The organism is uncultured Ruegeria sp. (genome assembly GCF_947497005.1).
Taxonomy (GTDB): domain Bacteria; phylum Pseudomonadota; class Alphaproteobacteria; order Rhodobacterales; family Rhodobacteraceae; genus Ruegeria.
Genome location: NZ_CANMFF010000001.1, coordinates 387744 through 401413, shown reverse-complemented (window position 1 = coordinate 401413; position 13670 = coordinate 387744). Strand labels below are relative to the sequence as shown.

Here is a 13670-nt window from a genome sequence, read left to right as displayed (position 1 = left end):
CCTTCGAATATAGCCTCTGAGCGCGCGATTGCGACCGACGATTTATACCAAACACTCAAAATGTCGCGCGTGCGCCTGAATGAAACGGCCAAGTGCAAGACCTCAATGCGGAAGACTTCGACTGCCGCCATCCGAATTGACGAGAGGAAAACGAAATGACCGACACCAAGGACTGGAAAGCGCTGGCCGAGAAAGAACTGCGTGGACGTCCGTTGGACGACCTGACTAAAGAGACGCTGGAAGGCATCGACGTCAAGCCGCTCTATACGCAGGAAGACACAGCCGATCTGCCGCATATGGGCTCGTTGCCGGGTTTTGGACCGTTCACACGCGGTGTGAAGGCCACGATGTATGCAGGCCGTCCCTGGACGATCCGCCAATATGCTGGCTTTTCAACAGCCGAGGAATCCAACGCGTTTTACCGCCGCAATCTGGCGGCGGGGCAGCAGGGCGTCTCGGTCGCATTCGATCTTGCAACGCACCGTGGATACGACAGCGACCATCCCCGCGTCGTTGGTGATGTCGGCAAAGCCGGTGTCGCAATCGACAGTGTCGAAGACATGAAGATCCTGTTCGACGGTATTCCGTTGGACAAGGTCTCGGTATCAATGACGATGAACGGCGCAGTTGTTCCGATCCTGGCCAGTTTCATTGTTGCGGGTGAAGAGCAGGGCCATGACAAGTCCGTGCTATCCGGCACCATTCAGAACGACATTCTGAAAGAGTTCATGGTGCGCAACACCTATATCTATCCGCCTGAACCGTCGATGAAGATCATCGCGGACATCATCGACTATACGTCGAACGAGATGCCCAAGTTCAACTCGATCTCGATCTCAGGCTATCATATGCAGGAGGCCGGGGCGAACCTGGTGCAGGAACTGGCCTATACGCTGGCGGACGGGCGCGAGTACGTCCGCGCTGCGACGCAGGCGGGGATGGACGTGGACAAATTCGCAGGCCGTCTGTCCTTCTTCTTCGCCATTGGCATGAATTTCTTCATGGAGATCGCCAAGCTGCGTGCTGCACGGACGCTGTGGCACCGTGTTATGACCGACTTTGGGGCAAAATCCGAACGCTCCAAGATGTTGCGAACCCACTGCCAGACCTCGGGCGTCAGCTTGCAGGAACAAGACCCCTACAACAACGTGATCCGCACCGCCTATGAGGCGATGAGCGCGGTTCTGGGCGGCACCCAGTCGCTGCACACCAACGCGTTGGACGAGGCGATTGCCCTGCCCACCGATTTCTCGGCCCGTATCGCTCGGAACACGCAGCTTGTGTTGCAAGAGGAAACTGGCGTGACCGATGTGGTCGATCCGTTGGCAGGCTCTTACTACATCGAAAGCCTGACCAGTGAGTTGGTCGAAAAAGCCTGGACCCTGATGGAAGAGGTCGAGGAAATGGGCGGCATGACCAAGGCCGTTGCCTCGGGTATGCCCAAGCTGCGCATCGAAGAAAGCGCCGCCCGCCGTCAGGCGATGATCGACCGGGGCGATGAGGTGATCGTCGGCGTCAACAAATACCGCAAGGAACAGGAAGACCCGATCGATATTCTGGACGTCGACAACGTCGCTGTGCGCGAGGCTCAGGTCGCGCGGTTGGAACGCATTCGTGCTACGCGTGATGAAGCGGCTTGCCTTCAAGCGCTGGACGCTCTGACCACAACTGCCCGCGAGGGCGGAAACCTGTTGGCCGCTGCGGTCGAAGCCGCCCGCGCCCGTGCATCCGTAGGAGAGATCAGCATGGCAATGGAGAAAGAATTTGGTCGTCACCGCGCCGAAGTGAAGACGCTGGCCGGTGTCTATGGCGCGGCCTATGAAGGCGATGAAGGCTTTGCCGCCATTCAGAAATCCATCGAAGACTTTGCCGAGGTCGAGGGTCGTCGCCCCCGTCTGTTGGTGGTCAAGATGGGTCAGGACGGGCATGATCGCGGCGCCAAGGTTATCGCCACGGCCTTTGCCGACATCGGGTTCGATGTGGATGTAGGCCCTCTGTTCCAGACACCCGCCGAGGCGGCACAGGACGCCGTAGACAACGATGTGCATGTTGTCGGCATTTCGTCTCAGGCGGCAGGCCACAAGACATTGGCCCCGCAGTTGGTCGAAGAACTTAAGAAAGCAGGGGCCGAAGACATTATCGTGATCTGTGGTGGGGTGATCCCACAGCAGGATTATCAGTTCCTGTACGACCATGGTGTTAAGGCCATTTTCGGCCCAGGCACCAACATTCCGGAGGCTGCTCAGGACATCCTGCGCCTGATCAGCAAAGCCGGAGGCTGACGTAGGTCAGGATTTTTCTTCGAAAAATCTTGTGATCGTGTGTCTTTATCGAAAAAGTACGGCCAGATCCGCAAGGGTCTGGCCGTAAATTTTGCAGGAGGTGGCGCATGTTACTGGATCATCTGGCCGTCGCGGGCGAAACGCTTGAAGACGCGTCTGCCCATATCGAACAGGCGCTTGGCGTTGCGTTGCAACCCGGCGGCAAGCATGAAAAATTTGGCACATATAACAGATTGCTGGGCCTTGGAGATGGTCTCTATCTGGAGGCGATTGCCATTGACCCGCAGGCGCAAACTCCGGATAGAACACGATGGTTTGATCTGGATCTCTTTCAGGGCAGCCCGCGTTTGACCAACTGGATTTGCCGGGTTGAAGATATCGAAGCCTCGCTTTCGGTGTTTCCCGATGGTGTTGGGCAGCCCATCGACCTGACCCGCGGCGCCTTGCGATGGCGTATGGCTGTTCCACCAAACGGGCGTTTGCCGTTCGATAACCTGTTTCCCGCCCTTATCGAGTGGCAAGGCGACCTTCACCCGGCGAACATGCTGCCGGACTGTATGTGTCGGTTGCAGCGTTTGGTTGTGTATCACCCCGACGCCCTGACGTTGGCCAAACATCTGGGTGAGCTGGATCGGGTAGTTTTTGACACTGGCCCAGCGGCGCTCCGGGCGGAGTTCGAGACACCTCACGGGATTCGGGTGCTGGAATGATCATCCGCCCGGCCGGGGCGCCGGACGCGCCCGCTATCACCCGGATCACCAACGCGATCATTCGCGAGACATTGGTCACCTTCACAACTGATGAGCGCAGCGCTGAGCAAATTGCAGCGGATATCGAGGCGCGCGGCAACGGGTATCTGGTTGCTGAGCATGATGAGCACGTCTTGGGTTTCGCCACCTATGCCCCGTTTCGCGCCGGCCCCGGGTACGCTCAGACGTGCGAACATTCGATCCAACTGTCGCCGGATGCGCGCGAACGGGGCGTTGGGCGCGTGCTGATGGCCGCGCTGGAGGACGTCGCCCGAACTGACGGTGTACATGTTCTGGTTGCAGGCATATCTTCGGCCAATCCGGGCGCGGTGGCATTTCACGCGGCGCTCGGTTTTTCGCAGGTAGGCTGCATGCCCGAGGTTGGGTTCAAGTGGGGCCAGCGGCTGGATCTTGTGTTGATGCAGAAAATTCTTTCACCGGAGTGATCTGTCGCACCTGACAGCTGCAATCTCTGACGCTAGTGTACGCCCATGTCTATCTGGACTCGCATATCCGATGCGCTGAGCGCGCTGGCCCAAGGCGAAAGCCTGACCGCAGTTTTTGAAAAGTTGCGCTCGCCACCCGAACGGTCAGTGGCATTCACGATCGCTGTGATCGCACTGGGCGCAAAAATGGCCAAGGCAGACGGTCAGGTGACCCGAGACGAGGTCACCGCCTTCCGCGACGTGTTCCAGATCGCGCGAGAGGATGAAGACGGCGCCGCGCGGGTCTTCAACATGGCCCGCACGGACGTTGCAGGTTATCAGGATTACGCCGGTAAAATCGCCCGGATGTTTGCCGAAGACAGCACCACGCTTTGCGATTTGATGGAAGGGTTGTTCCATATCGCGATGGCAGATGGCTTCTATCATCCGAATGAGAATGCGTTTCTGGAGGATGTCAGTCAGATTTTTGGGCAGACCGACGCCCAATTCAAAGCGTTGCGTGCTCGCTTCGTGCCCGATGCGCCGAATGATCCTTACACGGTTCTGGGTGTTCCGCATGACATGCCATTGCCGGATATCCGCAAGATCTGGCGGCAACTGGTCCGCGAAACGCACCCGGACGCCATGATGGCCCGGGGCGTCCCGGAAGAGGCGATCCGACTGGCCGAGAAAAAGATGATCGACATCAACCGCGCCTGGGATGAGATCAACGACGCGCGGGTCTGACGGATGCGACTGGCGACCTATAATATCGAATGGTTCGCCAATCTGTTCGACAAGAATGACAATCTGATCGTCGATGACAGTTGGTCCGGGCGGCATAATGTCACCAAGGCTCAGCAAATCGAAGCGATTGCAAAAGTATTGACTGCGATCGATGCCGACGCGGTATTGATAGTCGAGGCTCCGAACACTGGCAAACGTCAGAATACGGTCCGCGCCCTGCAGGCTTTTGCCGAGGCATTTAATCTGCGTACGTCAAATGCAATAATGGGGTTTGCCAATGACACGCATCAGGAACTGGCACTTTTATACGACAGAAACGTTCTGACCGCGCGCCACGATCCCAAGGGTGACATCACGGACGCGTCGACCCCCCGGTTTGATGGTGAGTTCAGAATTGATCTGGACGTCGATGCGACCGAAGATGTGGTGCGGTTCTCCAAACCGCCAATGGAACTGGCGGTAACGACGCAATCAGGTCATGACATTCGGTTGATTGGGGCTCATTTGAAATCCAAGGCCCCTCATGGGGCAGGGTCGCGGGATGAGGCGATACGCATTTCGATCGCCAATCGCCGCAAGCAACTGGCGCAGGCGGTTTGGCTGGCCAGACGGGTCAAGACGCATGTCGCCAACGAGGAACCTGTAATTCTGCTTGGAGATCTGAACGATGGCCCGGGATTGGACGAGTTCGAGCATCTGTTCGGTCGTTCATCGGTTGAAATTTTGTTGCAAGCAGGCCTGTTCGACCCACATGCCGTCACCGCCCATGGGTTGCGGCCCGGATCAGTGCCCTCAACGGCACGCTTTGCTCGCCCCGATGAGGGCAGGTTTCTCGAAGCGTTGCTGGACTATGTAATGATCACCCAGGATTTGCGTGCATACCGCCCGGCCTGGCGGATCTGGCATCCGTTTCGTGATACGGCTTGTTGGTCCGAGCCGGATTTACGGCAAGCGCTGCTGACGGCGTCTGATCATTTCCCGGTGACACTGGATATCGACCTGTGACCTTTCCAGCCCGCGACAGGGAAACTATATGTTCGGTATGAAACACATTTTGCTGACCAGCGTGATCTCAGCCGTCTTGTGCGCACCTGCTGCAGCGCAGGAAGACAATGGCAAATCCCTGATGGAGCAAGGGGCGGAACTGTTTTTCGAAGGTCTGCGCAAGGAAATGGAACCGGCACTGGATGAATTGCTTGACCTGGCGGATGAGTTTGGCCCGGCGATGCAGTCGTTCCTGCAGGAAATGGGCCCGGCGTTGGTCGAACTAGGGGCTGAGATCAAGGATTGGAGCGCCTATGAAGTGCCCGAGATCTTGCCGAACGGTGATATCATCATCCGCAAGAAGCCGGATGAGGATTCACCGACCCCCAATGAACAGGACGAAGAAGCACCTGAAGGGGCGACCGATATCTGATCGGGGTAGGGGGGTCAGCCTCTGATGATCACCCGTGTGTCGGATTTCAGGGCGTTTGCCAAAGAGTTCAAACGAGAATCGGCCACTTCGCTGAACAGGGGTGCTGCTGCTTTGGGCAGATACAACTCCAACTCGCGCTTCTTGGGATAGAATTTCAGGCGCCCCATATTGGCGTCATTGTGCATCCACAGCATCGCACCAAAGCGCATGGCCTTGCCCAGAATCTCGGCCTGTTTCTGGTCCTTTTCATCCAGCAACTCATACAAAGGCGCAAACCGGTTACCTTCGCGTTTGTTACGATACCGATGCTGCAAAGCCAGCCCGATAAAGACACGTTCGGAATGCTTCAAACCACCCAGATTGGCGCGGGTGACGTTGTCAAAACAGACCTCGGCCCGGTAATCTGGATGGGCGCGCCAGCTGACATCGTGCAGCAGGCACGCCGCCTGGATCAGACGCACCTTGTTAGGGGGCGCAGATTTGAACAGCGGCATCACGAAATCATAGAGGTTGCGGCCAAATCCGGGCAGGCGGGCATCCTTGGCCTCGGAAAAGAGGCTGGCTTCGATCAGCGGGTCTCGGTCCCGCAATTCCTGCGACATCTGCTCGTACAACAGTCCTTCGCGGATGCCGTAGCTGGAGATGGCAATATCCTTGGGCTTGAACGTGCGGATCAATCGCGCCAGCACATCCATCGCATAGGGGATAAGCGACATGCGCGAGCTGGACACACCTGCCTTACTGCGCAGTTTTTCGTGGTCATTCTTTTCGATGAACTTGATCGTTTCGCGGACCTGTTTCGTGGTCATGCGATATTCATGCAGCACGTTCAAAGGATACCCACGCCGCAACATGTCCAGCCGGGCAAATGCACGCCAGCTGCCGCCGACCAGAAACAGACGATCCCGCTGTGGACCCATCTGGTCACGCAGCGTTTCCATCGTGGCTTTGATATGCGACTTGCGTGCGCGCCGCCCACCCTTGATGTCGCGCAGTTTCAGCGGCCCGAGCGCCGAGGTCACGCGGCGGCCCACCTGACCGTCCCCGATTTCAGCAAGCTCCATAGACGACCCGCCGATGTCGCAAATCAGGCCATAGGCTCCGGGCCACCCCAGCAAAACACCCTGCGCAGAAAACCGGGCTTCTTCTTCTCCGTTGATGACCTCTACGTGCAGGCCGGTTTCCGCCTTTACCTGATCGCAAAAATCCGGTCCGTCTTTGGCTTCGCGCACAGCTGCAGTGGCCACGACATGCAGACCCGGCAAATCCAGATCCACTGCCAGATTCTGAAATCGTCGTAATGCCGCCAGCGCACGTTCGCGTCCGCGTGGGTTCAATCGCCCGGTTTCGGACAGCCCAGCCCCCAGTTCACACATGACTTTCTCATTGTAGAAATAGGCGGGCGATCTGGCGGCACCGTCAAAGATCACCATCCGGACCGAGTTTGACCCGACATCGACAACTCCGACACGCGACAAATCCCGCGTTCCAGGCTCGTCGAACAGTGGCTTTCCGAAAGGTCCCCAGTCAGGGATGTCGGTTACAGCGGTCTGATCCATGTGTCTTCCAGATATTGCTGCGTGAGGATGCGAAATTGGCGGGCATGGGTCAATCGCCTGTCTCGATCTCATCCGGGCTCATGTTCAAGACCCGAACGGCCAAAGCACGAGTGATATCGCGTTTTTCAGTCAGGGCCAGCTGATCCAGCTGCACCACCACGTCAGCTGCGGTTTCAAATCGCCGATCCATATGTTTGACAAGATAGGCAATCACATCCGGGCTGGGGTTCAGTTGTCGATCAACAAACAGCTTGGCCAGCACAGCGCCCAGCAGGGCATCGTCGGGTGGGTCCAGCGCCACATGATGGGCCCCTTCGACCCTGCTTTGCAGATCCGCCAGCGGCAATTCCCAGAATTTCGGTGCAAGCCGACCTGTCATCAGCAGGGCGTGCCCCTCGGCCAGAACAAGATTGTGCAGGTGAAACAGTGTTTTCTGCTGGTCGATATCGACTGCGATCATGGGCACGTCTTCAACCGCAATCGGCTTGCGCGCCAATTCCGGCACATCGTCATATCGCAGGTCGGTGGCCTGAATGATACGTCCGCCGGTTTCAGCGGCCCAGACGTGCGCTAGGTGGGTTTTGCCCGCGCCGGCCGGGCCGCTCAGCACCAGCTTGTTGCCGGGCCAGGACGTGGCCGAGATCATCGCCACGGCCAGCGCATTGGCAGGTGACACAAAGAAATCTTCACGCCCCAGCGCAGTCTTGGCGGGCAGATCAAAGCTGAGTTGTCGGGCCATTTACTCGGGTTCCTGATCCTGACCTTCAAGACCGGTGTATAGTCGGCTGTCCAGGTACAGCGATGTGGCAAATCGGGCCAGTACGCCCAAGGCAGCGGCCACTGGAACAGCGATCAGCATACCGACAAAGCCAAATAGCGCCCCAAAGACCGACAGCGCCAGCAACAGCCAGACCGGGTGCAACCCCACAGAGCTGCCCACCAGCTTGGGCGTCAGGAAATTGCCTTCGGTGACCTGCCCGATTGCAAAAATACCCGCGATCAGCCCAATATGAGCCCAATCGCCCCAGAACTGGAACAGCGCCAGCCCAATGGCCAGTGAGCCGCCGATCAGGGCGCCCAGATAGGGAATGAACGTAACCAATCCCGCGATGAAGCCCACGATCAAACCGAATTGCAGACCAGCAAGCATCAAAGCGACCGCGTAATATGTACCAAGGATCAGGCAGACCGTGCCCATGCCGCGTACGAATGAGGCCAGAACAGCGTCAATCTCAGCGGCCAGTCGCTTGATGATCGGGGCATGATCGCGGGGCAGCAGCTCGCCGATGCGAGCGATCATGCGGTCCCAGTCCAACAGCAGGTAAACAGCCACAACCGGCACAATCACCAGCAGGACCACAATGTTTAACGCGGACCCAAGTGAGGCGAGAACTGTTTGCAGAACATCCCCAGTCTTGGACTTCAACGTTTCGCCGAAAGACACCAGCATCTGATGCGTGTTTGATTCCCGATCCAGCAGGGACGGGAATTGTTTTTCGACGAAGCCGCGCAATTGCTTGAACAGATCGGGCAGAACGTCGATCAGATCCAGCAACTGAGTGATCAGGGCGGGCACCACCATCAAGATTGCCAGGACAAACCCCAGCACGCCGACAACGGTGATGATTGCTGTGGCCGCCATGCGTGACAGGCCCAGCCGCTCCAGCCGATCCGCAACGGGATCAAGGAAGTAAGCAATGGCCCCGCCAATGACGAACGGCAGCAGGACATCCCCCAAAGCCCAGAGGATCAACACAAAAACCACAGCGGCGACGCTCCAGTATCTCAGCTGATCCTTAACCGGCAAAGCCATGGCGTTCCCCCTGTTCAGGCCGTTGCAGGTGTTCTTGGCGCATCAAAGCCCATGATGCAAGCGCTTCATTTGGCCGGGCTTTGTCGCCTTCAGTCCTGCAGTGTTCCCAGTTCCGGAGTATCTGCGTCGGCGGTTTCATCAGACCAGTTGGTGCGCCAGATTTCCGCCGACCAGTGGCCGCAATGGACGGCAGGGCGGTCGAAACCGGGCAGGGATGGCAACAACGGTTCAACAATAACATCATGACGGGGCACGGCGAAATACGGGAACGAGTACCGTTCTTTGCCCGACCGGTTGACCACTCGATGTGGTGTGGATTTCAATCGCCCGCCGGACCACAGCTCCAGCATGTCGCCGATATTGACCACAAATCCGCCAGGTGGACAGCCCGGCGTGATCCACCCGCCGCTGCGGGTTTGTATCTCAAGCCCGCCCACAGGGTCAGGGGCAATGATGGTCAGCGCGTCCGTGTCCTTGTGCGGATGGATGCCATAGCCCGCGTCATCCACAGCCTGCGGCGGATAATGCAGCAGGGTCATATTGGTCATTGGGTTCCGGAACGCGCTGCGCAGCATGTCGGGTTTCAGATCCAGACCAGCCTCCAGCGCGGCCAGCAACAAGTCGGTGACGCGATCCAACTGGTTCCAATAGTCCAGAATGATATCCTTGGCGCCGGGCACTTCATCCGGCCAGAGGTTCGGCCCGTACAACGCACACTCTGCACATACCGGCGCGTCAATCGCGACCTCATGATGCAGTTTGTAACCTTCATATTTATCCGCCTTGCCGGATCCATCGTTGGGTGTGAAAAATCCCATCGGAATATAGCCGCGATAGTTTTCGCGCATGATGGCCTGATCCCATTTTCGAGACTCATTGATGGCAAAGATCTCTCGGGTGGTCTGGCGGACCTGATCTACAGTTTTCTGTGAAATCGCTGTTCCGGTGATGGACAGAAAACCGATCCCGGTGCAGGCCTCAAGAATGCGCTGCACCGTCGTATCGTAGGCTGCAGTTTTCGGCTCGGCCAATGGCGAGATGTCAATCGTCGGAATGCCGTCCATCAGTGAATCCTGACCCCTTGACGCTTTAGTTCCGTATGAACAGGTGCCAGGTTCAATTGATCCAGTTCCTGATTGGTTTTCAGCGACAGGGCTGCCGCTATGCCCGCGCCCTGACCCATGACAGCGCAACACGACATGTTGCGCGTAGCGGCATGGGCAACCCGGTCTGCGCCATGTGACCGGCCCGCGACAAGAAGGCCCTTAATCCCTTTCGGCAGCATCGATCTATAGGGGATTTGCATGTACCGCCCCGTAGTGGGCAGGATCAGGATGCCATAACCGTCGATGAATTCGGGATAGATCCCTATGGTGTCCTCGAACCGGCCTTCATGGCGGGCATCACTTTCGGTCATGTTATACATCGCGTCAATTTTCCGAGTATCGCGGATACCGATGGTCATCCCGAAATTCCGCAGCCGCGCGTTCTCGCACCCGGGCATGAATCGGCGCAGAGCGTCGATGGCCAGCATGGACTGGCGGCGGCCTTCGATCTCACCGCGCGTCAGGCTGTCAGGGTCAGTGCCGTCGATCTGGTCAAGATGGATCAGGTTCATGTAGGTCAGTTCGCCTGTGTCATGCATCGCGCCCCATGTACCCGCGATGGTGTTCAGATGCGGCGGAATCAATCCTTCATCAATCGCCTGCTGGAAAGGTTTCTTGACGAAAGGTGAGAACATGTCGTCCTCTTTTCCTGAGGTCTCGATATTCCACTCGCCGCCGCCGCCCCAGTCCTTGTAGGTCTGCGGGTCAGCTTTCACGCCTTCCATAAAGGCGCGCTTATCGACGCCTGCCAAATGAAACATGACCGAGGCGGCCATCATGTCCTCTCTTGGAGTTTTGTGCGTTGGTGCCCCCGCGCGATGGGCTACATCCGCGTCGCCGGTAGCGTCAATTACGACCTTGGCCAGAATTGCTTCACGCCCGGCTTTGGATTCGGTGATGATGCCAGTGATCCGGTCGCCGTCCATGATTGGTGCCACGAATTGGCGGTGCAGCATCGGTTGCACGCCTGCCTCTTCGACCAGCTTGTCGGCCACCAGCTTGAAGCCTTCGCTGTCCAGCTCATAGCTGAGAGACTGGCTTTCCGGGACAGCGGCTCCCATGTCCTTGGCGCGGTTTTCAAACTCCATCCCGATGCCGCCCGCTTCGATGGTTTGCTCGTGCCGGTACCAGGCGAACCCTTCTACGCCGACCGCTGTAATATTGCCGCCCATGCAACCGAACCGATCAACCAACGACACCTCGGCGCCCGCGCGTGCTGCAGCCAATGCTGCGGCCAACCCGCCGGGGCCGGAGCCCACAACCAGAACATCGGTTTGATGGATGACGGGAATCTGGCGGGCGGGTTCCTGTATTGTTTGCATCGGCGCCTCTTCGGGGTTTGCGTTTCCGCTACCATTGAAACTTCGGATTGGCGGGTCAATCAAAAAACCGACTGACGCGAAGTCGCAAAAACGCCAATGTCCGATTGCCCCCGGCGAGGCTTTGGCATAATCACCTTTGAAGTCGAATTCTCACCTTCGAAGGTCCAACCATGCGCCTCAGCCGTTACTTTCTGCCCGTTCTCAAGGAAAACCCGTCCGAGGCTCAGATTGTCAGCCACCGGCTGATGCTGCGTGCCGGGATGATCAAGCAGGCCTCTGCCGGGATTTACTCCTGGCTGCCACTGGGCTTCAAAGTGCTGCGCAAGCTGGAAAACATCGTCCACGAAGAACAGGCACGCGCCGGCCATATCGCGATCCAGATGCCCATCATCCAGTCGGCAGATCTGTGGCGCGAATCCGGGCGCTATGATGACTATGGTCAGGAAATGCTGCGGATGAAGGACCGGCATGACCGGGACATGTTGTTCACACCCACGGCCGAAGAACTGGTGACCGACATCTTCCGTGGCCACGTCAACAGCTACAAGGACCTGCCGCTGACGCTCTATCAGATCCAGTGGAAGTTTCGCGATGAAATCCGCCCGCGTTTTGGCGTGATGCGGGGCCGCGAATTCTACATGAAGGACGGCTATAATTTCGACCTGACCAAGGAAGACGCGCTGCACGCCTATAACCGCCATCTTGTCAGCTATCTGCGCACTTATGAGCGTATGGGGTTGCAAGCGATCCCTATGCGCGCCGATTCCGGGCCCATCGGCGGCGATGATACGCATGAATTCCTGGTTCTGGCCGATACTGGTGAATCCGAGGTCTTCTATGACAGCGCCGTCACCGATCTGACCTTTGGCGACCGCCAGATTGATTATGACAGCCGCGAAGAATGTCAGACGATCTTGGAAGAGTTCACCTCGAAATACGCGCGCACTGATGAAACGCATGACGAGGCGCTGTTCAATCAGATCCCCGAAGAACGCCGCCGCGTGGCGCGCGGTATCGAAGTTGGGCAGATCTTTTATTTTGGCACCAAATACTCCGAGCCGCTTGGCGCGACCGTGCAAGGCCCCGATGGCAAACCGGTTCCGGTGCATATGGGCAGCCACGGCATTGGCGTCAGCCGCCTGGTCGGCGCGATTATCGAGGCCAGCCATGACGACAAGGGCATCATCTGGCCCGAAGGCGTGACACCGTTCCATTGCGGGATTGTGAACCTGAAGCAGGGTGATGAAGAAGCTGACACAGCCTGTGACAAAATCTACAAAGCGCTGACGGCCTTGGGTCTCGAGCCGCTCTATGACGATCGGAAAGAAAGGGCAGGGGGCAAATTTGCAACCATGGACCTGATCGGTCTGCCCTGGCGCATCACGGTGGGCCCGCGTGGTCTGAAAAACGGTGTCGTTGAACTGACTTGTCGCCGTACCGGTGAAAGCGAAGAGCTGAGCCCCGAGGCCGCTGTCACCAAAGTCGCTGAAATCTATGAGCAGATCGCCTGAACGCGGCTATCGGGTACTGCTCTGGTTGTCAGTGTAAACCGACCTGATCCATGAAGACGGCCAGGATTTTGTTCTGGCCATTTCATTAGCCTGACCAAAACGCCGGGTTCGGCTCTTTAGTTTTAGTCTGCCGTTGGGCGCGTTGCCAGGATGTCGCCATTGGCCCCGTCGCCGGTTGCCACCACGATTGGACGGCCCAGTCGACTGACCAGTTCGCGAAACTCAAAGCCAAGAAACCGCAGCCCGCAAACCCGCGCGTTCGTGGTCCGATCCGTGATACACAGACGACCTTGCCGAAAAACCAGCCGATACCCTTTGTCTTTCAGGATGTCCGTCAGATTGCCCCAGCTTGCCGCGCTGACAAATATCGGCCGAATGGCCGCTCGCAGCAGCGCCGCTGTCTCGCAATCCAGTTCTGATGATGCCTGGCGGGACGGAATAACGCCCGCTCTGTTGGTTGAGATTAGAAAATTCATTGAGCGACCCCCGCTCTTTAAATGTGTTCCCCCAAGGATAGGGTGACAAAGTTTCTGAAAATAATCAAAAAGAGTAATAAAATTTCGCACCCATTGTTGCTTTTTCGATTCAGGAGCTCACGAAGTGCGATGATTAAAGTCATACCTGAAACAATCTGGGTATGTCTGTGATGCGCTTCACAACCAATGGTGTAACGCCTGTTTCCGAAGTCATCCGTTTGGCTCGATCATCTCGGTTGCACGTTGGGTTGATTCGGTTCATT

General features: G+C 57.5%; 13 protein-coding genes. 7 read left to right on the top strand and 6 right to left on the bottom strand.

Annotated features, from left to right (window positions below; translation table 11 throughout):
• Nucleotides 1-155: 155 nt before the first annotated feature.
• The 6 genes from scpA to Q0816_RS01980 all read left to right on the top strand — a co-directional run bounded on the left by scpA (nt 156) and on the right by Q0816_RS01980 (nt 5620).
• Nucleotides 156-2282 (top strand): methylmalonyl-CoA mutase, encoded by a 2127-nt coding sequence (gene scpA, locus Q0816_RS02005; protein ID WP_298847009.1) that lies wholly within the window; start codon nt 156-158, stop codon nt 2280-2282.
• Between the two features lie 107 nt (nt 2283-2389).
• Nucleotides 2390-2992, top strand: coding sequence for a VOC family protein (locus Q0816_RS02000; RefSeq protein ID WP_298847006.1), 603 nt, complete (start codon nt 2390-2392; stop codon nt 2990-2992).
• Nucleotides 2989-3477, top strand: a complete 489-nt coding sequence (locus Q0816_RS01995) for a GNAT family N-acetyltransferase (protein WP_298847003.1) — start codon at nt 2989-2991, stop codon at nt 3475-3477. Before Q0816_RS02000 ends, Q0816_RS01995 begins: the two co-directional genes overlap by 4 nt.
• Nucleotides 3478-3522: 45 nt before the next feature.
• Entirely contained in the window at nt 3523-4203 is a 681-nt protein-coding gene (locus Q0816_RS01990) for a molecular chaperone DjiA (protein WP_298847000.1), read from the top strand.
• 3 nt (nt 4204-4206) lie between these two features.
• Complete coding sequence (locus tag Q0816_RS01985; RefSeq protein ID WP_298846997.1) at nt 4207-5208, top strand: endonuclease/exonuclease/phosphatase family protein; 1002 nt, start codon at nt 4207-4209, stop codon at nt 5206-5208.
• A 37-nt stretch (nt 5209-5245) separates the two neighbouring features.
• The gene (locus Q0816_RS01980; protein WP_298846994.1) at nt 5246-5620 is read left to right on the top strand and encodes a hypothetical protein; all 375 of its coding nucleotides are present in this window, start codon (nt 5246-5248) and stop codon (nt 5618-5620) included.
• Between the two features lie 14 nt (nt 5621-5634).
• Here the strand turns inward: Q0816_RS01980 and Q0816_RS01975 are convergent, their stop codons facing one another.
• From Q0816_RS01975 to Q0816_RS01955, 5 genes are all read right to left on the bottom strand, one after another.
• Entirely contained in the window at nt 5635-7179 is a 1545-nt protein-coding gene (locus Q0816_RS01975) for a Ppx/GppA family phosphatase (RefSeq protein ID WP_298846992.1), read from the bottom strand.
• A gap of 49 nt (nt 7180-7228) precedes the next feature.
• The gene (locus Q0816_RS01970; RefSeq protein ID WP_298846989.1) at nt 7229-7918 is read right to left on the bottom strand and encodes a DnaA/Hda family protein; all 690 of its coding nucleotides are present in this window, start codon (nt 7916-7918) and stop codon (nt 7229-7231) included.
• Nucleotides 7919-8992 (bottom strand): AI-2E family transporter, encoded by a 1074-nt coding sequence (locus Q0816_RS01965; protein ID WP_298846986.1) that lies wholly within the window; start codon nt 8990-8992, stop codon nt 7919-7921.
• 89 nt (nt 8993-9081) lie between these two features.
• Nucleotides 9082-10056, bottom strand: coding sequence for a 2OG-Fe(II) oxygenase family protein (locus Q0816_RS01960; protein ID WP_298846983.1), 975 nt, complete (start codon nt 10054-10056; stop codon nt 9082-9084).
• The gene (locus tag Q0816_RS01955) at nt 10056-11420 is read right to left on the bottom strand and encodes an FAD-dependent oxidoreductase (protein ID WP_298846980.1); all 1365 of its coding nucleotides are present in this window, start codon (nt 11418-11420) and stop codon (nt 10056-10058) included. Before Q0816_RS01955 ends, Q0816_RS01960 begins: the two co-directional genes overlap by 1 nt.
• A 170-nt stretch (nt 11421-11590) precedes the next feature.
• Between Q0816_RS01955 and proS the strand changes: the two genes are divergently transcribed.
• Nucleotides 11591-12931, top strand: coding sequence for a proline--tRNA ligase (proS, locus tag Q0816_RS01950; protein WP_298846977.1), 1341 nt, complete (start codon nt 11591-11593; stop codon nt 12929-12931).
• Between the two features lie 122 nt (nt 12932-13053).
• On the opposite strand, the gene Q0816_RS01945 is transcribed toward proS, so the two are convergent.
• Entirely contained in the window at nt 13054-13407 is a 354-nt protein-coding gene (locus tag Q0816_RS01945; protein WP_298846975.1) for a hypothetical protein, read from the bottom strand.
• Between the last annotated feature and the right edge of the window lie 263 nt (nt 13408-13670).

What these genes read in the sequence shown, in the direction of transcription:
- scpA (WP_298847009.1), top strand. Translation starts at nt 156, where the DNA reads ATGACCGACACCAAGGACTGGAAAGCGCTGGCCGAGAAAGAACTGCGT.
- Q0816_RS02000 (WP_298847006.1), top strand. Translation starts at nt 2,390, where the DNA reads ATGTTACTGGATCATCTGGCCGTCGCGGGCGAAACGCTTGAAGACGCG.
- Q0816_RS01995 (WP_298847003.1), top strand. Translation starts at nt 2,989, where the DNA reads ATGATCATCCGCCCGGCCGGGGCGCCGGACGCGCCCGCTATCACCCGG.
- Q0816_RS01990 (WP_298847000.1), top strand. Translation starts at nt 3,523, where the DNA reads ATGTCTATCTGGACTCGCATATCCGATGCGCTGAGCGCGCTGGCCCAA.
- Q0816_RS01985 (WP_298846997.1), top strand. Translation starts at nt 4,207, where the DNA reads ATGCGACTGGCGACCTATAATATCGAATGGTTCGCCAATCTGTTCGAC.
- Q0816_RS01980 (WP_298846994.1), top strand. Translation starts at nt 5,246, where the DNA reads ATGAAACACATTTTGCTGACCAGCGTGATCTCAGCCGTCTTGTGCGCA.
- Q0816_RS01975 (WP_298846992.1), bottom strand. Translation starts at nt 7,179, where the DNA reads ATGGATCAGACCGCTGTAACCGACATCCCTGACTGGGGACCTTTCGGA.
- Q0816_RS01970 (WP_298846989.1), bottom strand. Translation starts at nt 7,918, where the DNA reads ATGGCCCGACAACTCAGCTTTGATCTGCCCGCCAAGACTGCGCTGGGG.
- Q0816_RS01965 (WP_298846986.1), bottom strand. Translation starts at nt 8,992, where the DNA reads ATGGCTTTGCCGGTTAAGGATCAGCTGAGATACTGGAGCGTCGCCGCT.
- Q0816_RS01960 (WP_298846983.1), bottom strand. Translation starts at nt 10,056, where the DNA reads ATGGACGGCATTCCGACGATTGACATCTCGCCATTGGCCGAGCCGAAA.
- Q0816_RS01955 (WP_298846980.1), bottom strand. Translation starts at nt 11,420, where the DNA reads ATGCAAACAATACAGGAACCCGCCCGCCAGATTCCCGTCATCCATCAA.
- proS (WP_298846977.1), top strand. Translation starts at nt 11,591, where the DNA reads ATGCGCCTCAGCCGTTACTTTCTGCCCGTTCTCAAGGAAAACCCGTCC.
- Q0816_RS01945 (WP_298846975.1), bottom strand. Translation starts at nt 13,407, where the DNA reads ATGAATTTTCTAATCTCAACCAACAGAGCGGGCGTTATTCCGTCCCGC.